The 25,313-nt window shown below is 47.6% G+C and carries 18 protein-coding genes and 1 riboswitch; of the genes, 7 read left to right on the top strand and 11 right to left on the bottom strand.

Annotated features, from left to right (window positions below; genetic code table 11):
- Positions 1–33: 33 nt before the first annotated feature.
- The 5 genes from B9Y59_RS03125 to B9Y59_RS03105 all read right to left on the bottom strand — a co-directional run bounded on the left by B9Y59_RS03125 (position 34) and on the right by B9Y59_RS03105 (position 2,946).
- A complete protein-coding gene (locus B9Y59_RS03125) occupies positions 34–804 on the bottom strand; it encodes a Nif3-like dinuclear metal center hexameric protein (protein ID WP_242967219.1) in 771 nt (256 codons plus the stop codon).
- A 15-nt stretch (positions 805–819) separates the two neighbouring features.
- Complete coding sequence (locus B9Y59_RS03120; RefSeq protein ID WP_054323895.1) at positions 820–1,515, bottom strand: class I SAM-dependent methyltransferase; 696 nt, start codon at positions 1,513–1,515, stop codon at positions 820–822.
- A 79-nt stretch (positions 1,516–1,594) separates the two neighbouring features.
- Positions 1,595–1,798, bottom strand: a complete 204-nt coding sequence (locus B9Y59_RS03115) for a DUF1858 domain-containing protein (protein WP_054323896.1) — start codon at positions 1,796–1,798, stop codon at positions 1,595–1,597.
- A 172-nt stretch (positions 1,799–1,970) separates the two neighbouring features.
- The gene (locus B9Y59_RS03110) at positions 1,971–2,246 is read right to left on the bottom strand and encodes a zinc-ribbon domain containing protein (protein ID WP_054323897.1); all 276 of its coding nucleotides are present in this window, start codon (positions 2,244–2,246) and stop codon (positions 1,971–1,973) included.
- A 103-nt stretch (positions 2,247–2,349) separates the two neighbouring features.
- Positions 2,350–2,946: a sigma-70 family RNA polymerase sigma factor gene (locus tag B9Y59_RS03105; RefSeq protein ID WP_242967217.1), complete on the bottom strand. Its 597-nt coding sequence runs from the start codon at positions 2,944–2,946 to the stop codon at positions 2,350–2,352.
- Between the two features lie 281 nt (positions 2,947–3,227).
- Here B9Y59_RS03105 and B9Y59_RS03100 point away from each other — a divergent pair, with 281 nt between their 5' ends.
- From B9Y59_RS03100 to B9Y59_RS03090, 3 genes are all read left to right on the top strand, one after another.
- Entirely contained in the window at positions 3,228–3,929 is a 702-nt protein-coding gene (locus B9Y59_RS03100; RefSeq protein WP_085531732.1) for a putative ABC transporter permease, read from the top strand.
- A 95-nt stretch (positions 3,930–4,024) separates the two neighbouring features.
- Entirely contained in the window at positions 4,025–4,495 is a 471-nt protein-coding gene (locus B9Y59_RS03095) for an NADH-quinone oxidoreductase subunit NuoE family protein (RefSeq protein WP_085531730.1), read from the top strand.
- Between the two features lie 93 nt (positions 4,496–4,588).
- Positions 4,589–6,121 (top strand): YifB family Mg chelatase-like AAA ATPase, encoded by a 1,533-nt coding sequence (locus tag B9Y59_RS03090; RefSeq protein WP_143255355.1) that lies wholly within the window; start codon positions 4,589–4,591, stop codon positions 6,119–6,121.
- 108 nt (positions 6,122–6,229) lie between these two features.
- On the opposite strand, the gene B9Y59_RS03085 is transcribed toward B9Y59_RS03090, so the two are convergent.
- The 3 genes from B9Y59_RS03085 to B9Y59_RS03075 form a co-directional block, all read right to left on the bottom strand.
- The gene (locus B9Y59_RS03085; protein ID WP_054323899.1) at positions 6,230–6,505 is read right to left on the bottom strand and encodes a DUF6809 family protein; all 276 of its coding nucleotides are present in this window, start codon (positions 6,503–6,505) and stop codon (positions 6,230–6,232) included.
- A gap of 623 nt (positions 6,506–7,128) precedes the next feature.
- Complete coding sequence (locus tag B9Y59_RS03080; protein WP_085531728.1) at positions 7,129–7,704, bottom strand: sugar O-acetyltransferase; 576 nt, start codon at positions 7,702–7,704, stop codon at positions 7,129–7,131.
- Positions 7,705–7,783: 79 nt separating this feature from the next.
- Positions 7,784–10,681 (bottom strand): SH3 domain-containing protein, encoded by a 2,898-nt coding sequence (locus B9Y59_RS03075; RefSeq protein ID WP_085531725.1) that lies wholly within the window; start codon positions 10,679–10,681, stop codon positions 7,784–7,786.
- 708 nt (positions 10,682–11,389) lie between these two features.
- Between B9Y59_RS03075 and proC the strand changes: the two genes are divergently transcribed.
- The 4 genes from proC to B9Y59_RS15115 all read left to right on the top strand — a co-directional run bounded on the left by proC (position 11,390) and on the right by B9Y59_RS15115 (position 14,793).
- Positions 11,390–12,196 carry a pyrroline-5-carboxylate reductase gene (gene proC, locus B9Y59_RS03070; RefSeq protein ID WP_085531723.1) on the top strand — a complete coding sequence of 269 codons (807 nt, stop codon included), beginning with the start codon at positions 11,390–11,392 and terminating at the stop codon, positions 12,194–12,196.
- 96 nt (positions 12,197–12,292) lie between these two features.
- Positions 12,293–12,487 (top strand): hypothetical protein, encoded by a 195-nt coding sequence (locus tag B9Y59_RS03065; RefSeq protein WP_054323903.1) that lies wholly within the window; start codon positions 12,293–12,295, stop codon positions 12,485–12,487.
- A 540-nt stretch (positions 12,488–13,027) separates the two neighbouring features.
- Positions 13,028–13,116, top strand: a riboswitch (glycine riboswitch).
- A gap of 800 nt (positions 13,117–13,916) precedes the next feature.
- On the top strand, positions 13,917–14,192 hold the full coding sequence (locus tag B9Y59_RS16720) for an IS3 family transposase (RefSeq protein ID WP_085534478.1): 276 nt from the start codon (positions 13,917–13,919) through the stop codon (positions 14,190–14,192).
- A gap of 373 nt (positions 14,193–14,565) precedes the next feature.
- Positions 14,566–14,793: a DUF6514 family protein gene (locus B9Y59_RS15115; RefSeq protein ID WP_143255218.1), complete on the top strand. Its 228-nt coding sequence runs from the start codon at positions 14,566–14,568 to the stop codon at positions 14,791–14,793.
- Between the two features lie 144 nt (positions 14,794–14,937).
- Here B9Y59_RS15115 and B9Y59_RS03045 read toward each other — a convergent pair whose 3' ends face one another.
- From B9Y59_RS03045 to B9Y59_RS03035, 3 genes are all read right to left on the bottom strand, one after another.
- On the bottom strand, positions 14,938–15,468 hold the full coding sequence (locus B9Y59_RS03045; protein ID WP_085531717.1) for a GNAT family N-acetyltransferase: 531 nt from the start codon (positions 15,466–15,468) through the stop codon (positions 14,938–14,940).
- Between the two features lie 273 nt (positions 15,469–15,741).
- Positions 15,742–16,209: an IS200/IS605 family transposase gene (tnpA, locus tag B9Y59_RS03040; RefSeq protein ID WP_085531715.1), complete on the bottom strand. Its 468-nt coding sequence runs from the start codon at positions 16,207–16,209 to the stop codon at positions 15,742–15,744.
- 210 nt (positions 16,210–16,419) lie between these two features.
- Positions 16,420–24,135 carry an Ig-like domain-containing protein gene (locus B9Y59_RS03035; protein ID WP_158088930.1) on the bottom strand — a complete coding sequence of 2,572 codons (7,716 nt, stop codon included), beginning with the start codon at positions 24,133–24,135 and terminating at the stop codon, positions 16,420–16,422.
- Positions 24,136–25,313: the final 1,178 nt, after the last annotated feature.

The following is a 25,313-nucleotide window of genomic DNA, read 5'->3' as shown; positions in this document are numbered from 1 at the left end:
CCACCGAGGCATCTTCATGCCCCAGCCAGAGGTTTAGAGGAATTTTGCAGGGCTGTGTGCTTGTACGGATTTGGCCATCTTTACCTCCGGAAAACGGGCCTGGAATCGTTCCATCAGCGGAACGATCACCACATCTTCCGTATAGAAATGGCCTGCATCTACCAACGTAATCCCCATATCCTCCGCATCGAGAAGTTGGTTGTGTTTGGTATCGGCAGTCACCATCGCCTGTGCTCCCTGTTGTGCGGCGTCCATGGTAAGATCTGCGCCGGCGCCTCCACACAGGCCCACCGTTGTAATGGTCTTTCCACCATCCGCATATTTCAAGCCATCACATCCCAATACCTCTTTGACAAATGCGGCAAACTCCTTTGGGGTATACGGATGATCGGTTTCGCCGATCAGCCCCTCCGGCAAACCGCTGTGTTCATATTCTTTAAGCATACGCACCTGTTTCAGCTGCAACCGTTCAGCCAGGCATGTATTTACTCCGCCCTGCGCCATATCCAGATTGGTGTGGGCACAGATCGCGGCGACCCCATATTGCGCCAACAGATAGGGCGCGGAACCCGGCAAAAGGCTCTTCAATGGATGAAAAATGACCGGATGATGGCTGACGACCAACTGTGCGCCCATCTCTGCCGCCTCACGTACCACCTGCGGCGTAATATCCAGTGCAAACAGGGCCGAATGGACCTCTGTGCCGCGGTCTCCCACGAGCAGGCCCGGATTGTCAAACCCCATCGCGGTATGAAATGGGGCAAATGCGTCAATCAAATCATAAAACTCTCCAACCGTTGCCATAACCAATCCCTCTTTTCAATTGTCTCTTTCGCAAAGCTGCTGTAGACACTCATAAATTGCCTGAAGGGCCGTTGCCTCCTCACTATGTCCAGAGATCCGCATCCCCTGTGCTTTTTTAAAAAGCCGGACAGCACATTTGGATATGTAGGCGCGGCTTTCCGCGGTAGAGCCATCCAGTTTGCCAATATAGGGATACAGTTCTCCCCCACCCGCCTGCGCAGGAGCATACATCACCTGCATAACCGAGTAGATATGCCCATCCTCTTCGGTGGCCTCTTCGCGTAGAATCGAAAAGCCTTCCCTTGCCAAAAAACGGCGTAGCTCTTCCGCAGAGGTCATCGGCTGCAAAATGAGCCGCTTATGTTCCTGCTTAAGCCAAGGGGCTGCCCCGATCAGGCGGATAATCAGCTCCCCTCCCATCCCTGCCATCACGATGTCATCTGCTTCGTTTGGAAAGACCGCATCCAGCCCATCCGAAAGACGGGCAGAAACCTGTTCTTCCACATGATAGCGGCGAATATTCCGTTCTGCGGACCGCAAAGGCGAAAGCTTGACATCCGCAGCAATTGCATTGGAAATCCGGCCCTTCCGCACCAGCCAGATGGGCAGGTAAGCATGGTCGGTTCCAATATCCACCAGCTTTGTTCCCTCTCGAACCATAGATGCACACAGAGAAAGCCGGTTCCCCAGGGTAAACAACGGATGTGGCATACAACAGCCTCCTTTTCTCCAAATATGGAACCGCCGCCCGCCAAACATGTTGACGGGCGGCGTGTAAACCGATCCGAACTTATTTGCCCTGCATATGGGCGTTGAGCTTTTTCACCATTTCTTCCGGGTCCACGCCGTGCACCATACAGGCCTGTTCCAGTGTCTCCCCACGGGAAGCCGGGCAACCCAAGCAATGCATCCCCATTTCCATAAAGAAGGGAGCGGTCGTCTTGTCCATATCCAGAATATCGCCAATAATGGTATCCTTTGTAACAGCAGCCATGTTGTTTCCTCCTATACTCTGTGTTGCGCTTCTATGAAAAGCAAAATTTGTGTTTTTATTATAATACCCCACCGAAAGGATTGCAATACGAAGATTTGACACATTCCCACAGAAACAAAACGCCCCGGATTCCTCCGAGGCGTCTCAGCTACAAATTGAAAAAATTTATATCTTATTCTTCCCTCATCTTTGCAAAGCACTCGCTGCAATATACAGGACGGTCTTCACGGGGCTTAAAGGGAACTCTTGCTTCCTTGCCACAGCTCGCGCAGATGGCGGTGAACATTTCGCGCTCAGGCTTTGCAGCATTCTTGCGCGCATCGCGGCAGGCCTTGCATCTCTGGGGCTCGTTTACGAAACCCTTGGAAGCATAGAATTCCTGTTCGCCGGCGGTGAAAACAAATTCAGCGCCACATTCTTTGCAGATGAGAGTCTTGTCTTCGTACATTTGATATACCTCGCTTCAGATTATAGATATTTGCCCTTGCCGGATTTGCACCGCGCCTTTGCCATAAAACAACGCTCCTCTTGAGCTGGGCATATGAATGGGACTAAAACGGTTCCTTGAGCTTGCGGCGCACACGTTGCAGGGCGTTATCTGCAGCCTTCGAGGTAATACAAAGGGAATCGGCGATCTCCTTGTAACTATAACCGCCCAAATAAAGCATAAGCACCTGGCGTTCCATTTTAGACAAACCACGGCTGATGAATCGTTTGAGGAGAAGCAGATCCTCCTCTTCCACCAGCATTTTTTCGGGGTTGGCCTCTTCCCCGGCAAACACGCCACAGGAAGCACCTTCCTCACTGAGCGGAACAAAATTGTTTAACGGAAAGTTTTTCCGGCCGGCCGCCCACCGGTATGCCATAATAATGCGATTCGTAATGCAGACACCCGCATACGTACGGAAGCTTGCACCGCCGTCCTCCCGATAATTGCGCACCGCATCCAACAGCCCCAAAAGTCCTTCCTGGCATAGGTCATCCGCTTCCAGCATAGTGCCGTGAAACGGTGCAGCCTTTGCCCGGATGAGCGTCATGTAACGGGACGTCAATTCCAAAAATGCATCCGGATCTCCCTCTCTCACAAGTGTGGCCAACTGTTGATCCGAATAAGATTCCATACGGTTGTTTTGGATTTCTGTGGCCAAACATAACACCTCATGAGACTCACATTCCTTATGACTTTCTATATCATACTGCATTCTCTCTATAAAGTCAACAAATATTTGTCCTTCTAAAAAAATATATTTGTTTTATTTCGTCAATGTGAAAGGCAAGAGTCTTTTCACAAAAGCCTTGAATGGTTTTTCACAAAGACTTTTCCGGTTTCCCCTATTTCTTTGGTTGCTTTACAGATGCAGGCGCTTTATGTTAAGATGTCCTTTATCGACATGATACAACATACTTTGACAGAGAAAGAGGTGTACCCATGATTCGGTTTGGAAAACAGGAAGAAAAAGTTCACAATTATACCCCCGAAGAAGGACGGAAGGATTCCTTCGCGCATGGATTAAACTTTTACAAGCTATTTTTTGTTTTTATCATTGGCTGCATCATCGGTTATTGCGTGGAAATGCTCTGGTGTTATTTGCGTCTCGGTTACTTTGAAAGCCGGCAGGGATTGATCTACGGCCCGTTCAGCCCAGTTTATGGAATGGGGGCCGTCATCTTTACGGTTGTACTCTATCGGTTCCGTCATTCCAGCAGCCTGGTGATTTTCCTGGCAAGCGGCGTGATTGGCGGTATTTTTGAATATCTGTGTTCTCTATTCCAGGAACTGATCTTCGGGACGGTATCCTGGGAATATAGCAACTCTCCTTTGAACGTCCATGGCCGTACAAATGTATTTTACTCGGCATGTTGGGGAATCCTGGGATTGATTTTCTTAAAGCATATGCTTCCGTTCTTTACCAATCTGATCGAAAGCATCCCCAACCGGCCGGGAAAAATGATCGCATGGATCCTGTTAATTTTTATGGTATTCGATATTCTGATATCCGGTGCGGCGATTCGCCGTCAAACCAACCGGCATCTAGGAATTCCTGCGAATAATCCCGTAGCCGTTTTTTTGGATGAGCATTATACAGACGAATATCTGAAAAAGGTCTATCCAAATATGCAGCTTGCTTAACCGTCAATGCCCTGCCAGTCCTGGCAGGGCGTTTGTATACCCCATGGTTCCCTAGAAAGAATATCCCATAGACTGATAAAAGGAGGAATTCGTGCATGGAAGAAAAGAAAACCATTTTGGAGTCTACGCTGGAACGTTATCGAGGAACTGCTGGCGCGGGCGACCAGCAGGCCCTAATCGCTCTTCTGCGGGAGGTCCAACAGCTTTACGGGTGTGTGCCAACCGTCATTCAGCAGCGCATTGCCCAAGCGACAGAAACGTCTCCTTCTCTGGTCGCTGCGTTGGTCAAACGGATACCTGGTCTTACAGAAGCGGAATACCGCCATCAAATCACGGTATGTACGGGGCCACGCTGTTCGTCAAAAGGGGGCATAGCTGTCTTACGCGCCATACAAGACGCCCTTGGAATCTTACCGGGCGAAACCACAACGGATGGCCGGTTCCATCTGGAAACGCGCAATTGCCTGAAAAAATGTGGTAACGCTCCGAATGTAATGATTGATTCCACCATCCACCCATCTGTTCGCCCGGAACAGGTCTCTGCCATAATCGACCAATATTCTTAAACACTCTGAGGTGAAGTTTTATCTCCTTTTTCGCAGGATTCCCCACCATAGCGTATAATTTCAGGAGACTTTGATCGAGTGGGGGATACAACCGTGGTAGAACATGTATACAGCATGGGATTATATGGATTGGACGCATTTGTCGTAGAGGTAGAGGTGGATCTTTCACGGGGGCTTCCCGCGTTCGAGGTAGTCGGCCTGCCCGATGCTGCGGTACGCGAATCGCGGGACCGCGTCCGTGCAGCATTGAAAAATATGGGTTTCCAGTTTCCCGTCAGCCGGATCACCGTCAATCTCGCCCCAGCGAACAAGCGCAAAGAGGGCTCCCTCTATGATCTGCCGATCCTTATTGCCCTGTTGCGTGCTTCCAGTCAACTGGATGTATCGGTGGAAGACAGCATATTCCTTGGGGAGCTTTCCCTTTCCGGGGCTGTCCGCCCCATCCGTGGGACGCTGCCAATGGCAATTGCCGCAAAAGAGGCAGGGTTTCGGCGTTTATTTGCCCCTGCACAAAATGCTGCCGAGGGTGCTGTCGTTCAGGGGCTTGAGGTTTACCCGGTGCGCAACCTCGAATCTCTTCTTGCCCATCTAACAGGGCGTGTCCCGCTATCTCCCATCCTTCCAGGAGACACTCCAAGCCAAAACGACGGGCTTTTCCCTGACTTTGCCGAAGTTCGCGGACAGGAAGAGGCGAAACGTGCGCTGGAAATTGCAGCGGCTGGGATGCACAATGTTCTCCTGATCGGTCCACCCGGCTCTGGCAAAAGTATGTTGGCCAAGCGGCTTCCCTCCATTCTGCCCGATATGACCTTCGAAGAGTCCATTGAAACAACAAAAATTCATTCCATTGCAGGGACACTCCCCACCTGTACAGCACTCATACGGGCGCGGCCGTTTCGTTCGCCACATCACACCGTATCAGCAGCTGGGCTTTCCGGAGGAGGGATTCTTCCCAAGCCGGGAGAGCTATCCCTTGCCCACAATGGGGTTTTGTTTCTGGATGAACTCCCGGAATTCTCCCGCAGTGCTATGGAGGTTCTCCGGCAACCCATCGAGGATGGCCGGGTGACGATCTCTCGCGCCAGCGGAGCGGTTTCGTACCCGTGTAGCGTGATGCTGGTGGCCGCCATGAACCCCTGTCCCTGTGGATATTTTGGGCATCCTACCAGGCGGTGTGTCTGTAGCGCCGGCGCAGTTTCCCGCTATCTCTCCCGTGTCAGCGGCCCCCTGCTGGACCGTTTGGATCTTCATATCGAAGTACCTGCCGTGGAATTTGATAAGCTTGATTCTTCCCTCCCGTCAGAACCCTCTTCCTCGATCAAGCAGCGGGTCGATGCTGCACGCGCAATACAAAACGACCGCTATCGCGGGACAGCAATCTCCTGTAATGCCCGCATCACCCCAGAATGTTTACATACGATCTGCGTATTGAGCGACGACGCCAGAAATCTGTTCAAACATGCTTTTGAAACCATCGGCCTATCTGCACGTGCATACGATCGTATTTTAAAGGTCGCCAGAACCATCGCAGACTTGGATGGAAGCGAGCAGATTCAGGCTGTTCATGCGGCGGAAGCCGTACAATATCGCGCATTGGACCGAAAGTACTGGACACGGGAATTGTAAAAGCTAAAAGGGCCCTATAACAGAAACACAAAAGGCCGGAGCCCACGAAACGGCTTTCCGGCCTTTTGCGCTGTGAAATTCGAAAATGATTCTGCTCTTTAACCTCTGTCAATGGTTCTCCTTCGCGAAAATCTCACACATCATGCGCGCCCCCAATCGAAACCCGTAGGCAAAACCCGCGTAACAGTCCATGGCATTTTCCTCCATATAGAGTTTCCCCAGGTGCTCCAGCCGCCTGCCGTCTGTTTCATCCAAAAGTTCATATAAGTAGTTCTGTTCTTCATTGATTTCACGCACAAGGGAATGATATTTCGGATCTGTGGAAACGATCTTTTCCTCTGGATAGAGTTCCCCTTCATATAAGTGTTTTAAAATGCTGTCCATAGTGTTGTTCCTTTCCCAAGTTCTTCTACATGCAATCCTCAAACTTACTTGAAACGGCCTTATACAGGAAAAGAAGTTCCGTACGTTCTAATTCGCTGGTATCCGCCTAAAAAACGGTCAGCCTTTCTCGTTTTGCCTCTACTACTTTTCCAAAGTTTCACCAGCATACCCTTATCTGCCCTTTAGGCCACATACGAACGATCCTCCTTATACAGAGCCTATGATTCCAAGCTGGCTTTACGTTGCTTCATCACCTCTCTTTTTCGCATCTTCTACGCTACAATGACATACTATAGAAGTCAATATAAAAATCGTGAAACTTACTCACATTATCATCCAAAATATTCGTTTAACCCTTACTTCTATCTCACTAGGAGGTGAATGCAAAAAGCGCTTCGTACAAAAAGAGCGATGGTACATTGAAATCAGCAAGTATATAAAGGACGCCCTGCATCCGGCACATTGCCAGCTCGCAGAGCGTCCTTTTATCGTTTTCAATAAATCTCTTTTGGGAGGAAAATCCCTCGGAAACGGGCTTTGTTCCAGATCTCCCTGCAAAAACGGATCGAACAGGTATTTTAAAACACCCTGTCATTCTCTCGCGCCAGTCTTTCACCTGATCTTCAGCGAATACGATCGTCCTCTGTGATTGGGCGAAGAACGCGGCATGGATTGCCTACAGCAAGCACGTGTGCTGGAATATCTTTGGTCACAACACTCTTGGCTCCAATCACACTTCCTTCTCCAATGGTGACCCCCGGCAAAATAGTGACATCTGCTCCAACCCATACATGATCTCCAATTGTAATCGGTTTGGCCTGCTCCAATCCCATATTTCGCTCTTCCGCCACGACGGGATGATTGGCTGTATACATTCCACAATTTGGCCCAATAAAACAGTGTGTCCCGATCACAATGGGGGCGCCATCCATCAGATAAGCATTGTGGTTGATAAATGTGGCTTCTCCTATCCAACAATTATAGCCGTAATCCGTGTAAAATGGAGACAGGATAACAACACCCGCTCCCTTATGGGGAAGAATTTTTTTGAGAAGGGCCTCTTTCTGATCGACTTCTTTCGGACGTGTATGGTTAAAAGCAAAACATAGTTTCTCTGCTTCCAAACGCTTTTCCACCAGTTCGGTATCATAATTGGCATCATACCAGAGTCCCTTTTCCATTTTTTCACGCTCGGTCAAATTGTCTCCCCCTTATAGATGGACTATCTCATATACTTGATTCAGAGAACATCCAATGTCAAAATCGGTTCTTGCTATCTCATGATTTCGTGTCCAAATAGGCCAACGCAGAAGGATACGTATATCCATAGGTGTTGACACGGGATGCGCTGTAATCGTTGTAATTATAGACATTTGCCTCTCCTAAACGGCGGTACAACAGGCCTGCATAGCTCTTTCCACCTGCTTGGTTCCAACGCAACATGTCGGTTCCAAATGCATAGGCGTTCGTATAATTGAGGTCGTGCACTAAATCGGAACTATTCAGGGTCACATATCCGGAATTAATCCACCCTGCAGAACCGTTCGGCAAAGCCGCCAAATACCAGCCATCCTTTTGATTCGTAAAGTCGGCTGAGGTAACCGAAATGGTCGTACCCTTTGCAACCTCGCATACTTGCGAACCGGAAAGACTCGGTGCCGAACGCACGACTGTAGCTTTGCTGACGGTAGCGGACATTCCTGCGCCAAAGCTCTGTGGCGGTACCACTGCGTTTAGGATAATCCGTCGCAAATCAATCTCGGAGGACGTGCTGTTCCAATATCCTGCGCCCACATTGTAGCCAAAGCTCACAAGGCTGTCAAATTGGCACTGGCTCATCCGCAAGTTGTTCTGTGTGATAAACTTGTTGACCTCGGTCGTATACGACGCATCATTGATGGTATTGACCAGCAAAGACCACGCTTCGGTCTTAGAAAGATCGTTATAGAAAGTATCCCCCTCTTTGAGCGTCAGTCCATAGCCGAGGGTCGGCACCTGATTGGAGGTCAACTTGTCCGCATAAACCGAAGCGCTGTAGCCTTCCCAATTGGCGATCAACTCGATCATCTTGTCACTGGCACGCCGCTGTTCAGTGGTTGTCACCGTATAGTCTTGTGAAGATACCACATAAGCGCTGGTTGCAAACCCCTCTGTACTGTAAACACCGCCCTGGGACGAATTTGCCACCACACGATAAGTTCCCTGTTCGGTCAAATTCATTGTTGCTTTCCAGACCTTTGTGCTTGTCTGACCAGTAGTCTCCGTTGTACTGGATGTAGCCGTAATCATCTGTGCCGTACCGTTTGGCATCTGGATAGTAAAGCGAACTCCATCCCGGCTGGTATCCGTAATGGCCGTAAAGGTGACCGCAGAACCTACTCCTGCAATATTCGGTGAGGTATACGCAGTCCGGACTGGCTCAGCTGTCGTAACTGTGACCGTACAGGTCTTAGACTGTGAACCCGAAGTGGCTGTAATCGTAGCTGTGCCGGGGGATACTCCGTAGATGTATCCATTGGTGACGGTTGCTACTGCGGAATTGCTACTGCTCCATGTGATCGAAGCAGTACTCGGGCTTGCTGTCGCTTTGATATAAAGTGTTTTTCCGGCGGAAACCGTACCAGACGTGCGCGAAATGGCCAGCGAATTGGCCGGAACTCCCGTCTGGCCGTTGTATAGGAACTGTATGTACTCATTACTGACGTAACCTGTTAGATTGTTGGTTGTCTGCACCTTGGTCCACTCTGTATTGGAGGTATCGAGCACCGTGAGCGTGGCTCCCTTGAGCAGCATCGCAACCTGATCATATTGCGTTCCCGGCCCACTGCGCAAACGCAATGCATCCGCAGTGACCGTTGCCCCAGTGATTGTTTGATCGCCATTGGAATTTCCTGTTTCCGAACCGGTGCCTGTGGTAGAAGCCTGAATCGTTAGATATTGCTTCATACAGTATCCTTCTGTCCCATCCGACGTCTTGATCTTTGCCCAAGTCGCATGAGAGTTGTCGGTTACCGTGACAGTTTCCTGCGGAAAGAGTACACGGATCACATCATAGCTCGGCCCTGCTCCAGAGCGCAGTGCCACGCTCTCTTTTGCTGTGGCCGTCATATTCGAACCAGAAGAAGTAGCGGAATCAGCCGTTCCTGCCGGTGGGGAGGATGGGGAAGTTGTAGAGCTGGCTTGGATATCCAAAAATTCCTTGGAACAGCATCCTACTGTTCCATCCGATGTCCGGATTTTCGCCCAAGTGGAATGGGAATTGTCAATCACCGTGACGGTCGCGCCTTTTGGCATCGTTTTGATAATCGCATAGCTGGGACCAGCGCCTTCACGTAGATTCAAATTTTCCTTAACCGTGGCAGTCAACCCGGCGGTAGTCCCCGCATTGGAGTTGGATGCCCCCGCACTATCGCTGGCGGATGTTTCGGAAACCGATAAATAGGTCCGGTTACAGTAACCCTCCTGGCCCGAAGAAGTGCGAACCTTGACCCATTCCGCATTGGAATTGTCCAATACCTCTACTGAGACGCCTTGCGCCAACGTCAATATACGATCGTAATTGGTTCCAGGGCCGCTGCGCAGATTTAGATAGTCTTTGGTTACCGCAGTCCTACCCGTAGAAGCCGTTTCCCCGCCTGTATTAGAAGAATTTGCGGCATTTCCTGTACTGCTCAAAAATTCTTTTAGGCAGTATCCTTCCAGCCCGCTAGCCGTGCGCACTTTCGCCCATGTTGCATGAGAGCCGTCTAGGATAGTCACCGAGGCGCCCTCCGCAAGAGTCGTCACAATTCCATAACTGGTGCCGGCACCCTTGCGTACATTGAGGTTTGCTGTCGTAACCGCTGCTTCTCCTGTCCCCAATGCCCCATAGGTGGAGGTGCTCAGAGTTCCTTCTGTTGTCAGGTATGCTTTACTGCAATACCCTTCTTGGCCAGAAGAAAGCCGTACTTTCGCCCATTCCCCCTGCGAATCCTCAAGAACGGTAACTTCCGTTCCCTTGGGCATGGTCAAAAGAACCGAATAGGACTTGCCAGCACCTGTACGCAGATTCAGATAATCCGTCGTCTGCGCAGTGGTAACAGCCCTTGCAACGTTTGGCAGGGCTGTCACTGTCAACGAAACGGCACACAACATAGCTGCTACGGCAGAACCCATCCGCCGAAATTGCTTTCTCAAATTTGTTCACTCCTATTCCCCATCCGGATACCTACCACAAACCAACAAAGCAGATTCCCTTTCACTACAAATCCCTATCGCTTTACGAAAGAATTTTTATTCCGAATACAAAAATATCTGTCATGACCAAAAAAACCTATTTTCCCAAAATATGTTTTGATTATACCGTAAACGCCCAAAATGTTCAAGGAAAAAAGCGTCGACTGTTTACATAATCTGAGTAAAATTCCGCCCAAAATTTTCTTCAAAACTGAAATGAACTTAAAAACATTCCTGATTTCAATCGCAACATGGATAAAATAAAAAAGCCCATGCACAAAGTTGCATGAGTTCTCTGTTTGTCTGTCCCGCCGACCGGGCTGGTATTCCAGCCACCCGGTCAGCTTCAACAGTAGTATATTATGTATTTCAATTTCTATTTACAATTCTATACTTTATTCTTGTCTCTCATCTCCTTTCTTAGATTTGCCTTTAGTATACTGGCGTAATGTGACCGTTTTTTGAAGACACTTTGAAAAGTTCGGAAATTTCACTGAAAAATCCGGTCTATCCACCCGCCATTCCATTGTATGCAGCAAAAATTTTCGCATGCCTATTTTCTGCATTCCAATCGCTCGCCTTGTCATTCTTTGCCCCACGCTGTAAAATAAAAGAAAAACACCTTGTCCAAATGGGACATGGCGTCTGAAAAAGGAGCGAGTCATTACTATGAATAAAAAGATCGGGTTTATTGGCTGTGGCAACATGGGACAAGCGATGATCGGAGGAATCGTACGGTCCGGATTAGTCTCGCCAGAACAGGTATATGCAGCAGACCCCAGTGAACAGAATTTAACCCATGTGCAGGAGGAATACGGGATTTGCATCACACAGGACAATCTGATTCCTGCAAAAAAATGTGATATTATCGTACTCTCGGTTAAACCCTATTTATACGCAGATGTAATCGAGGAAATTCGGGATACCGTCAAAGAGGACGTTATAATTGTCATGATCGCCGCTGGACAGACGATCGCTGTCAACGAAGCGCGTTTCGGCCGCAATATCAAAATTGTACGCGCCATGCCCAACACGCCCGCTTTAGTTGGAGAGGGGATGGCGGCGCTATGCGCCAACAGTTTTGTAACGGAAGAGGAAAAAAAAGACATTCAAGAAATTTTTGAGAGCTTTGGTAAGGCGGAATTTGTTGGAGAAAGCATGATGGATGTTGTGGCCGGCGTCAGCGGTTCTTCCCCAGCATACGTCTATATGTTCATTGAAGCATTGGCCGATGGCGCTGTACTACAGGGGATGCCGCGTCAGCAGGCATATACATTTGCTGCACAGGCAGTCTTAGGTTCTGCGCGTATGGTGTTGGAAACCGGTATGCATCCAGGAGCTCTGAAGGATATGGTCTGTTCCCCCGGAGGCACTACAATCGAAGCGGTTGCCAGCTTAGAGCAAAACGGTATGCGCGCTGCTGTCATCCAAGCAGTCCATGTCTGTACAGAAAAGTCGAAGGAGATGAGCAAATAAGACGCATAAGCGCGATCCACCCGGGGACACTACTCCCATATGTTTTGTACAGCGCAGATGCGCATGTACCTATATTGAACAAAAGGAAGTGTTTCCATGGCAAAAGATATCAAAAAGGAAATTATCGCCGAACTGGATCGTCGCATGGATCTTCTGCGGGAACATCAGTATGACCAAATTGAGATCACTGGAAATGAGTATTCGGAGTTAAACCAGGCGCTTTCAAAGGTCATTGGTGCCCCTCTTCTGGAGGAGCTGGGCGACATCAAAGACTTTGTACAGAGCCTTTAAATGTGGAGAAGGAGCAGAGGGAACCGGACGTTCTTGTTCTGGTTTCCTCTTTTCCTTTTGAATAGGACGGGCATTGGAACAAAAATTCCTTTGAAAATATTTTATGGAATAAAATCTCTCGTGTACAATCGTTTCCAACGGTAAAACTGGGCCCTACATTCCTTCTTTCAGCGATTATGTCTCCTGAAACTATAAACGTTTCCCCCCCCTCAAAACGCAATCTCCCCATCATCTAGGAACATATTATCTGAGAATAGTCCGCCCCATTCGTTCCTCCCTCTACAGTGTTTTCCAAATCATGAGGGCGTCCAGAGCACAGGAGAGAGGATTTCTATTCCGTATATTTTTCGAAGGAGCGAGATATCGAATGATAAGGTACATAATATAAGGTGCATCAAAATATATGGCATAAAAGTATGTGATTATGTCCCCGTTCTTTCTGTTCGAATTGGCCCGGCGTTATTATAAAAACGTTTTACAAAAAAGCTTGACTTCCCTAGAAAAATTTACTATACTAAATTTATAAAGTGTATAAAATGGATGAAGATACCAGGAGAGATCGCATACTGTATGCGACGCCGAAGGGGCTGTGCCGGAAACTCTCAGGCAAAAAGGACTGGTATCCGACAAAACTCCGAAAAGCCGTGTTCCATTGATATAATCGATCGGAAAACGGCACCGAAGAGGCAATCCCTTTCATGGGAGAATCTTTCAGGTCATTATGAGGGGCGTGCAGAGGATTGCGCGCCCTTTTTTATTACTTACGAAATGTTACATCGCGGGGAGATCTTTTTTGCTTGGTTGCATTTTTCTTCCAAAATGGGGCCTTTCCGTTTATTTTCGGAGAGTTCCCACAACGGATCGCCGTTTTACACCTTCTCATGGTATTTATTCTTAAAAGAGTGTATATAGATCTCTCAATTTCACACAAAGCAATCCCGGCAGTCGTTGGGGAGAATCCCCCGGACTGCCGGGATTGCTTTTATTTGGATTACCCCAAAGCTTTTTCAGTCTCGTAAGGCTACATATGCCGCGCTAACTTTTGTGCGGCGAAATAAGAGTATCAAAAAACAGGGATGGCTGTAGAAAAATACAGCCATCCCTGTTTTCTGTACCACTTCTCTAGAAAAAACTACGCTTGCAAATAATAGGTTCAAAAATTGGAAGGAACCGAGAGAACCTGTCGCGCTGCTTAGGCGCCAGTGCCCAAAGAGCTGAACTTTCAGGTAAACGATCGATCTTGTCCTGAACACCATACGGACTGCTAAAAATAGAGAAAAGCACTGTAGAGCTGCAACTCCACAGCGGCCGAAACTTGAAGTATACTTTTCAAGCATACTTCAAGCCGATTGAAGAATACAGCGTTACGCCATCTCGGTCAAAACGAGGTAACCCCCTATGACAATGCTCGCGCTAAAAATTTTTCTCTATCCTTAAAACGGAGTGCATTTACCGCTCGAAGATTCCTACCTTTAAAGACGCCAGCTGGTTCTTTGATGGCTACATATTCTTTTACAACCATCAGCGTACCCATACTAAAACAGAACGGATACCGCTGGAACTGCGGTGGCGTCCGTTCGTAACTCGATTTTATTTCCTACAATCATACTTCTTTTTATGCTGTCCTTACAAACTGAATCGGTTCACAAAAAGATCCCCTCTATTTGTCTTATTAGGCTGGTACTTTCTCAGTCCTTCTATTTAAGAATCTGAACCGTTTCCAACTCACCGAGTTCTTCTTCTCAATTAATCATTAAAACAAACAAAAATTATCGCTAATTTTGATATATTCCACAACATGAACGATTATTCGTAGCTGAGTACAAATCATTCGAATATCCTTTTTTCGAGGAGGAATATTATGTCAATTTTAACACACTTTGAAAACGCTCTCCATGATACTTGTAACGATCATTCTGAACAAACACAACACTATGCTACTAACATCGTACCAACTTTCTCGCATACATTTTCAAAAATCAGAAAAGGAGAACGATCCTTAAGTACGGAGATATTCCTTCGGCCTGCCTTCTTTTTTGATTGGAACATAAAAGTTGGCAGGGAGGGTATCAGCAATCGTGGTTCAATACATTCCCTTTAAAGAAACGCTCTTTTCTCCCTACATAGGGTGTTATCAGTCCTTTGGAATTATCGCTTTACAAATTATCGACCTTGAATGGGAGCAAGTCAACTTTATTTCTGACGTCTCCCCCTGTCTATCTTTTGTAACGGCACTTGCACAGCGCTGCACAAGGTGTCAGTTAGACCCGATTCATTTATTCGACGTCGTCTTAGATGCTATCTGAGAGAAGAACCTTTTTACAAAAGCCCACTGTTTCGGTGGGCTTTTGCGGTACATCCATTCAGTCAAATGTATCGCGCTTCCCTATCAGAATGGCTGGGAGACTCCCATGTTCCATTGGCGAGTGGTTATCCGGCAAACTATAAGATTAGATGTAGGCATCTGCCATTACACGGCGCTCTAAATAACGGCGGAATAAACCGTATCCTTCCTGAGCGATTTTTTGGGGATAGGACATAAGGACCAGACTATGCCCGGTATTCCCTCTGTGATAAGGGGGATGGACATGAAGATAGGGGGTTTCTACAAAACCACTCCGCTCGTAAAATTCTTTTCTACGGCAGGAAATGGCATCCACTGGCGGATCTATTTCTAAGATCATTGTTTTTCCTTGCCGTCCCAAAAGCTCCAAAGCTTTACGTCCATACTGTTTATTGCGCATTTCGGGTAAAATGCAGAAATGCTCTATATAAATAAAGTCCTCTGTCTTCCAGAACAAAAGCAACCCGACGAAGAGTCCCTCATCGTAAATCAGATCAAAATGATACTCGTCATCTTGTATGATGTTTATCTGTGAATGGATCTCCCTCTGTTCGTGAAATGGAAAACTGATGCGGTATACCTGTAATGCTTCTTCGAACATTTTGTGTCCAATATCGGTTACACGTTCCAATCTCATTTCGCCACTCCTTTTCTCCTAACCTTTTTCTGGGATGATTATGACTATACCACGTACAAAAGATGGTTACAAGATATGTGAGAGCGACGAAGGACTTTAAAATGGCCGATTTTTCTGGAAAACGTAAATCATCAAACCAAAACCACTCGTAAACGAGTGGTTTGCTCAGACCCCAGAGGGGTCAGCACTTGCTGACCTCTGGAAAGGGCACAGAGGGTTTACCATCGCATCACTACTACAGGCAGCCGCTTACAGCGGCTGTTTTCTTTTGTCTTACTTTCTCTTGCTGCCCGTGAACAGATCCATGTACTCCTTAAGGGAAATCTGGCCGCTTGCAAGATCTTCCACCAACTGGTTTTGGATATACTCCTGAATTATTTTTGCATTCTTTCCTACCGTATCCACGACATATCCCCTGTACCAGAAGTTCCTACTCCCATATTTATACTTCCGATTTGCGTGCCTATCGAAGATCATCAGCGCTCTTTTGCTCTCGAGCGGCCCCACGAACTGCGCTATACCCATGTACGGCGGAATACTCACTAGAAGATGAATGTGATCCGGGCATGCCCCGCCCTCGATAATCTCGACTTTCATCTCCTTACACAGTTTTTTGATGATCTCGATAATGTCTCTGCGCACTGCCTTATCGATCTCTTTCCTGCGATATTTCGGCACAAACACCAAATGATACTCACTCCGATCGCTAGAGCGCGCCGTGTGTTTTCTTTCATTTTTCACTTGTGTAAAACCTCCTTGCTCTTTTGCGATGCGGTTGTCAAACCAGCTCGATTGCAGCATGAAGGTTTTATTTGCCAAGGCTTTTTAATTTGCCCCTGGTAGAACCAGGGGTTTTCTTAAACCTAAAGACAAAAAAGGTGGACAGCTCCCATTTGGAAGCTGTCCACCTTTTTTCTCCACTACAGCGGCCTTTTAAAAGCTACTGCTTATTTAAGCAATCGTTACAGTACAATGCTTCTGCGCATTCTGGCCCGGCAGCGTCGTATATACACCTGTACTCTGCCCTGGTGTACCAATGGCATAAACCCTATAATAGTAGTCATTGCCAACCTTTGCGACAAACTGTGTCTTGAGTACACTGCCGTTGCCCACTGTAAAGTTTGGAACCACACTGCTGTTTACAACCTTCATCTTAAAGCAATATGCCTGACCATGCTTTAATACGAAATTGACTGTCGTGTCACTGATTACATATGCTTCCTGCGTAGAAATCGCTTGGGCTGCAGAAACGACGCCAGAAGTCCCATATGTGTTGTCCGCTATCGTTGTGCGGTTACTATTCCCTTTGTTGGTATTCGGCTTTGGACCCGGTGCAGGATTCTCCACCTTCTCAAGTCCATTGACTGCATCCTTTAGTCCATAGAATGCGGTTGCCAATACTTGGCCATCTGCATCCATATCGTCTGCCGCAGCCTTCGCAATATTCAAAGCTGCCTTAAAGGCTGCCACACTGCGATCCGTATAACCATCCAAATCGATCTGCTCCACCTCTTGGATATATGCATTCAACTCGTCTCTGCTGGGAATTTTTCGCAGAGCGGCCATTGCCTTCACCAAAGCTTCGGTTGCTGTATCGACTTCTTCCTGACTTGCATCTCGGCCGATGTCCAATGCCGCTCTCCATGCATCCTGGAAATCTTTCTGGCCATCCGGCAGATACTTTCCTTCTTGGATTTCGTCTGCTACGGTCTGCGCCTTTTCAAGCGCTGCATCCAACGCGGAGCGATCTGCCGTGGGCTCCAAATGTTCAAATGCGTTCAAAAGATCATCATATGCACTTGTGATATCCCCTGCAAGCGCCTCATCATCTGCCAGGACTTCTTCTGCCCGATCAAGCGCCTCTTGAAATGCATCCCATCCCGTACTGGTGTAGTGGTCCTCTTCCAGGTTTTTCAGGATCTCATACAGGTTTTCCAACCCGCTCTTATCACCAGGCTTAAACTCCAGATAGTGTAACGCGTCCAGAAGCTTGGACCACGCGCGGTCAATATCGTTCTGGGAAGCAGCTGGATCATTCAACACGTCTTCTGCGGTCCTGTACGCCTCCATGAAGGCATCCTTCACACTGCTGATCAGTCCGTCAACGGTTCCATCCTCCACATAAATCGTGGCATAATCGTAAATCTGACGTAAAATGGATTTGTCTATCAACTCAAATACGAAGTCCATTTGCACAGCATGGTCTTCCATTTCTACTAAGTGCGTGTAGGTATTGCCTTCGATGAGCTTTGGTTCTTTTCCATCAACGGTTACGGAACGGAATGCACGGCCATCGATCCGCGGTTCGAAGGTCAACTCTACCGCTGTTCCGCTTTCAAGGTCTTCCGCTACATATTTGCCGACCAGATCCGCCAGATTCTGTGGCTCTCCATTTACTTTCAAGGTGACATCCTTGGAGTTGTAGGTGACCGTCAATGACTGCTCGCCGCCCTTAACCGTTTCACCTGTGACCGTAACGTCAAATTCTGGCATCAAGAAAGTATAGGTTCCGGCAACTTGGCCAGCCGCCATCTCTACGCCAGCATCGGTCAAATCAGCACTCTTGAGTACCTTTAAGCTGTCTTCCTGGATGGTATAGCCCGGTTTCGGCTCCACTGTGACGGTCATACCTTCATCGGTCCTAGCGGGCTTTACAAGGATATTTGGATTCTGGGAAGAAACAAAATACGCGCCTGCACTTGCGCCACCCTCGGACTGGAATTGAATGGTATATACTTCCTGCTTGGCTATATTGCCATTTTCAGGAGTGATCATTACGCGTGCTGTTCCGTTAACATCGGTGGCGTGGACCACGGTAACCGATGCATTTTCACCAGCTGTGGCGAGAATTTCCGGCAAGCCTTCTCCGCTCTCCAAATGAACAACCGCTGTTTTCTCATCGTCAAACGTGACCGGCGTTCCACCACACTGGATGGAAACATCCGTCACTCGATCGCTCATAATATCCGGCATATAATAGAATTCCAATTCGTACAGACTTACCTGCTTGCCCGCAGCCGGAGTAAACACAACGCGGATTGCCGAGGTTTTCACCGGTTCAAACTGCACGGACACGGTTGGATTTTCTTCGGTCGGAACGGGATACTCTTCATCCAATAGGACTACATCCGTCCAATTGTCGTCAATATTGATTGGGTTGGTGTTGTTCCAGTTCTGTGTGTTTCCGACATGCTCAATATCACCAGTTCCAAAGAATCTGGACGCATCAAACATACCGCCGTTTCCGGAATAGTACTGAACTTTGTATCCTTCTGGCAAAGCGCTGCCATCTGGGATAGCAAAATCAAGGACCGCCTTGCTGATCGTTTGAAGTTTACCTGTTTTATCTCCTTCGCCAAAGCCAACAGTGATTGCATAGAAATCCTTCCGCATGCTGCTGGTGCTGCTGGTCCAGATCTCACCATGGTCTTCTCCGCGTTTTCCATCGACCACGCGGGTGACATACATCCCCTTTGTGCTGGCATGCGCACGGACAACCGGCCATTGATCCGTCATCTGCGTCTGATTAAAGGCATCCGGATTCAAAGCCAAATTCTTTTGGATTTCGGTTGTGTTATCCACCGAACCTTCCTCTACTAAGCGAACGTTCGCCAGGGTCTCTGTGGTTCCCACCATGCCGGCGACTGGAACAATATCCCCCACTTCGCCATCAAAGCTTACATGGTCCAGAGTCCATTCTACATCTCTCCGGGCAACATCCCCGTTGCTATAATATACCAGAATTTTCTCTGGAAGATTCGGCACCTTGCCAATCGTTGTGACAGAGCTGACACTTTCCACACCCACAACACCGCTGACCGTCACGGTTGCAACAATACGGTGGTTGTCGTCCGCTGCAATTGTACCATATACCTTAAATGTACCAAGTCCATCCAAAAGCTCATTGCTGATGCTATCCCAATGAACCTCCATCAGGGTCTGGCCAATATTTGTATATGCCAGAACCGTGCCTGGCAATTGCGGATACTCGCCTACGCCTGTCGTAACTTCTACCTCTTCGTAATCTTCAATTACTACATCCACCGGACGGATTGTAAAGGTCTTTTCAACAATACCGGAATAATTCCCTTTGCCAGTAACCCGCACGGTTGCCGTACCCGGTTCCGTATTGTTCCGATAGGAAACCGTGTAATCGACGTCCTTGGTCAACGTGATACTTTCTGTACCGTTATCATAGACTACAACTGGTTCAGGGGTAATCGGGTTACTTGTATAGTCGAAACTTTCTGCATCCAGTGCAATAGACGTATTTCCAGCATAGAGGCTTGTCGTTGCACAACGCACACGTACTTCTGCAGCGGACATATATTTTTGCGGCTTTCCTTCGTTTGTCGCGGTTTTTACACCATACAGCCGGATATACTTTGCCTCTACTGGTGCAAACTGAGCCAGTTTCCACTCCACTGAAGTGCTCCAATCACCTGTTGCTACTTCCGTCCATTCGTCCCCATCCATACTCACTTGTATGCTGTAGGAAGTGACAATACCATTTTGATCTTTATTTCTCGGTAGGTAACGCATACCATTGATTTTTACTGCGGTTGGCAGTTCAATTTGGAGATAACGGTTCTCCGGATCATTTGTCAAGTCGGCCGGACCAACACCGCCGCCCCAGTTCGTATGCCAAATGGTATTGCTGTCGCCGTCATTTGCATTTGCTGCGGAACCGCCTTTTTCTACGCTCGGCGCCGTCAGAATCATATCCTGATACGGATAATCACTGGTCGCATCGTCGGGATCGTCGGAGGCAGAACCATCTTCCCCGAGCACAACATCAAAAACGTTGCGCTCTGCATGATCTTCAGATTCCAATAGAATACGGATGATATTCTCATCATTCTTCGGCAAAACCGTCACACTGGCGTTGTCTTTCCCCTGCGCCGTAACATCGTCCGCATTCAAATCCGTGTCAATGACTTCAAACAAACCGTTTTCCAATGCGGAAGAGCTGGCAATATATCCTCCCACTTGCAGGAAATCAAGCGCCGCCTCAGAACCGACCGGAAAATCCGGTACACTGTTCATCAATTCGACTTCCAAAAGGGTAACCTGCTCATCGAATTCCAGTTTGAACGCCGTACCAGGAGTCATATCAAAGTCGTATGTGCGGATGGTCACTCCATCCTCACGGGCATTGCTGACCTCCAGGCCATTTTCGATAGGCTGCCAAGTCGCGCCTTCGTCACCGGACCGATAGAGACGCATGGTGTCCGATGTAGGAGCTGTATCCTTCAAATACAGTTTTGCTTGTTTAAAGTTAACCGCTGTTGCATACTCAAAATAGATGCTACCGGTTCCTGTCCAGCCGGCACTGTCGGCCGTTTTCTTTCCGTCGCTTACCGGATCAAGCGCACCATTGGACGGTTCCCCATTGACAAAGCTCTTCGGGGCAACGGGGGTCATGTTCTCCGTCAAGATATCTTCCCCTGCTGCAATGCGCACATTTGCGGTCACAGTGAGTGGTTTTCCAAAGACATTTGCTGTACCAGTTATCTTCTTGAGGCCTTCCGTACTGAAATCAATTCCATCGATCTCCCAATCCACTGGGAATTCCGCATTTAAGATGGTACCATCTGCTAAAATGGCAGGGCGTGTGGCCGGAAGGTTTGGATCAGAACCCTTAGAAACTGCCGCAGAATAATTGAGCAAAGCCGCTGCTTCGCTAATCATGGTCACATTGACCGTAACCGAAATACCATCCAACTTGCCCACGACAGAGAAAGAACCATCTGTCTCGATGTTTTCCTCTGGAATTGTATCCCAGACAATGGACTTTTCTTCTGTTTTGCCATCTGCATAGTTGACTGTCGCCGTCTCAGGAAGTTTCGGCATATTGCCAACCTTTACATAGAGATTGCGTGACATCACATAGCTAGAAATTGCGCCTGCCTCTGGCTCTTCCTCTGCAACCGGTTCGGTTGTCACGGTCACACTGCTGGATTGCAAACCTCTGCTGCTGGCCGTCACGGTAAAAGAGCCGCCTTCTTCGGTGGACTGCACAATCGCCAAAAGTTTCCCGCGGCCAGCTTTCCGAGTAGGATCGGAATAATTGGTCCAGTCGTCGTGTACACCGTTGTCCAAAGACATCAGCTTACCATCGCCTTCTACAGTGACCGTAATTTCCGGTTCTGCCGAATTGACCAAATGACCATCCGCATCGGTTACATCAATAGTGACAAAGCTCAAGTCCTTTCCATCTGCCTTGATCGAGGGACTATCCACATAGGCGCTTAATTGCGTTGCTCCCTTTGTAGTGGAAACCTGATTGCGGCCTTCAAACTCTGTAATCTGCTCGGTTTTTTCGGGAGAATCATATCCCTTTACTTCCAATGTTCCCTCTTCATAGGGGACCCAGAAGGTTGCATACTGCGAACTCGCATCGTTCCCCTTAGAAAATGCGCCCGTTCCCGCATCATAAGTGATATAAACATCGTTTTCTTCCATCTTACGAACCGTTGCCGTTGCCGTGCCAACCACCTCTCCGTTGAGTTCTAACTCAATGTACGGAGCGTTGCTGTATACAACCACTTCCACGCGGCCCTGGTTATCCTTAATAACATCCTCTTCGTCCCAAGTGGGCAGCAGATGCAGCGTATTTTCGTTGTCATTCCACTGGCTGCGATAGAGGTAATATGTATCCTTGGGGAAACCTGCCGTATCCACAATACCAAAATAAGAGTTCTTGGACTGGCCATTCGCACCAGGTCCGGTCCAGTTCCACGGGGTGGGTTCACCGAGATAATCGATACCCGTCCATACAAACTCGCCAAAAAGGTAAGGGGCCCATGTCATCTTCCACATGGCGTTGCTAGCGGTAGCGCCCCAGCTGACTGCACTCTTGTCATAAGAGGTCAGGCGTTTGTCATCGTTGAGATCCTGCCGGGTCGTCTTGCGGTCGTACACGCCGCGGCTGTTTACCGCAGAGGCTGTCTCTGCTGAAAAGACATTATACCCCTTACTGTGGCCATTCGAGAAGTTATTGCTATAATTGTAACCTGACAATCCACGATTGCCATAGTCATCCTGATGGTTATACAGTACTCTGGCTACACCGTCGCTGGCACTGCTTGTGTTCTGGTTGCATCCATAAGCAAACACACGGCTGTTGTCGATTTCCGCACCCCAGTCTACCAGGTCCTGCGCGCGCTGTGTATAGTCGGAGGTCGAACCCGTAATCAGCTGGAAGATTTCATTGCCAATGCTCCAACTGAACACACTCGGAGCATTGCGATCCCGACGAATCATGGCCTTGAGGTCAAACTCAGCCCATGTCATGTCTGGTTCGCCGTAAACAATCTGATTGTCTTCCCCAACCTGTACATCAAACCATTCACCCATATCATGGTTATTGCCGTCCTTATAGGCCTTCCAACCATCATACGCTTCTTCCATTACCAGCATGCCCTTTTTATTGCAGATGTCGATCATCTCGTCGGACACAGGGTTATGTGAAGTTCGGTAGGCATTGACGCCCATGTCTTTCATCAGTTCAATCTGGCGTTCCATGGAAGCATACCAAGCCTCTGAGCCCAAAGAGCCCTGGTCGTGGTGGAGACATACGCCGTGCATACGCATTTTTTCACCATTCAACCAGAAGCCGTCACTCGTAAACTTAAACCAACGGAAACCAAAATCGGATGTAATACTGTCCACCACTTCTCCTGCTACCAATACATCCGTACGAACACGATATAAATTCGGATCGTCTGTGGACCAGAGCGCAGGAGCATCCACTATAACGTCTGATTCGATCGTCTTGCTCTCACCTGCGGCAATATCTGTCCCCTCTGTCGGTTCGCTCGTCACAACCGCGATTTCTTCGACCGCTGAATTGTCTTCGTTATAGCGGTAAACCGTATTCTGAATGGAAACCTTTGCTGCTTCTGTGCGATCATTCTCCACTGTGGTCTCCACATGGACGGTTCCCACACCAGAAGCATACTCATCGGCAATCTTCGGCGTTGTCACATAATTGCCATGGTAAGCAATATGTACGGGATCAGTTACCGTCATATATACGTTGCGGTAAATACCACTTCCGGAATACCAGCGGCTGGAAGGCAATTGATGGTCCACCTTGACTGCAACCACATTTTCTTCGCCGCCAAAGTTCAATATATCATTGGGAAGGACAAACGAAAATGGAGTATAACCATAGTGGTGTTCACCAAGCTTCTGCCCGTTCACCCAGATAGTCGCATTCATATAAATGCCGTCAAAATCCAGGCTGATCGTCTTTCCCTGCATATCCTTCGACAGAATAAAGCTTTTACGATACCATCCGGTACCGCCCAACACATATCCGCTCTCCTGTTCCGCAGGAGCCGCATGTGTAAACCCCTGGTCAATGCTATAGTCATGCGGTAATGTAACATCACTCCAAGAGGAATCGTTAAATATGACATTTTCCGCACCACTGGCATCCCCCAGATAAAAACGCCAATGGTCGTTAAAATCAATCGACCGTTCATTCCCACTATAAGAATTCACATAAATGGTTTCCTGCGCGGACTCTACTTGTGTATCGTCCGAAGTCGCTATGGCCGATGCCACCGGTATACTGGTTGCTACCATACATACCGCCAGCGTCGAAGCCAAGATCCTTTGCAGCTTAGAGCGCCAAAATACGCCTTTTCTTTCCTTCATCATGTTTCTCCTTTACCAAAATGTTTCCTCGAACCGGACAAATGTCTTCAAAATATTTGTTCCTCTGTTCATTCTTCTTCATCGCGTAATCTTCTTTCTATCCTTTCCCCCCGTTCTTTTTATATATAAATAGACTAAACAGCGATCAATTGGTTCATATTTTCCGCTATTGTTACGATGCATCAAAGAACCTTTCAATTTTTATATTTTCTCGTTGTTTATCTATCTTTCTTTTATACATTGTAATGAAAATGCGTCCAGAATATATAATACTATTTTTTGAACTTCTTGTACTTTTTTTGTGTTTATTTTTTACTGTACTGGTATATTTTTTAGGTCTAGTAATTTTTTTGTTTTTCTTCTCCACAACTTTTTAGTTATTTTAGCTATATTCCTCTCTCGAACATGTAAAATCATGATACCGTTTTCCTTCCAAGAATAAACAAGACAGCGAATTTTTTACAATAGCACGAAAGATAAACAAAAACAACGTGTCATATGATTTCACAAAAGTTTAACTATGTGGTCCATTTGAAGCTAGTGAGCGGACTCAAACCATTGGCCGACCGGATTATTAAAGAATATAAAAAACTCCTAATATATCTGTATCTATAACTTTCCAACCCTCCATCCATCCCTTTTGGCACTTCTTCCACCTATTACTCTTAATCCCTTTGTGGGCGGCTTGCACTTCTTGATCTCTCTACCCCTTCTGATGTGTATCGGTCAGATATTGTTGATAACTGCAATACTTCCCGGTAAACCGATACACGGATTCATATGGCATAGCTCCACATTACATAGTAATAAACCTTGTATCCGCCGAAAGAATTACAATGGGACAGGGATACAGAGTCATAGGGGTGATCTTGCTACAAAATTTTGGCATTCTATGGTCTACTCTCGTTCTTGGCGCTTTCTGTACTTATATCCTAGCCGGCTTCTGCCTATACCCTTATGCTAGTTCAACGAACATATACAGAAAATCAACCTGAGTAAATCGAACTATCCGTCGAATATCTCTAAAAGTGTGGAATCGGCAACTCCATTTTCTGATTCCTTTAACGCTCTTTCGCACTCAGTCTATTGTTTTTATTCAAAATTTATTGCAAAAAACACCCCATAATAGCAGAACAAACGGCTATTATGGGGTGTTTTACCCTTTATTTAATGATTCA

The organism is Anaeromassilibacillus sp. Marseille-P3371 (genome assembly GCF_900169665.1).
In the GTDB taxonomy this organism is placed as follows: domain Bacteria; phylum Bacillota; class Clostridia; order Oscillospirales; family Acutalibacteraceae; genus Anaeromassilibacillus.
This window is presented reverse-complemented; position numbering and strand designations above follow the sequence as displayed.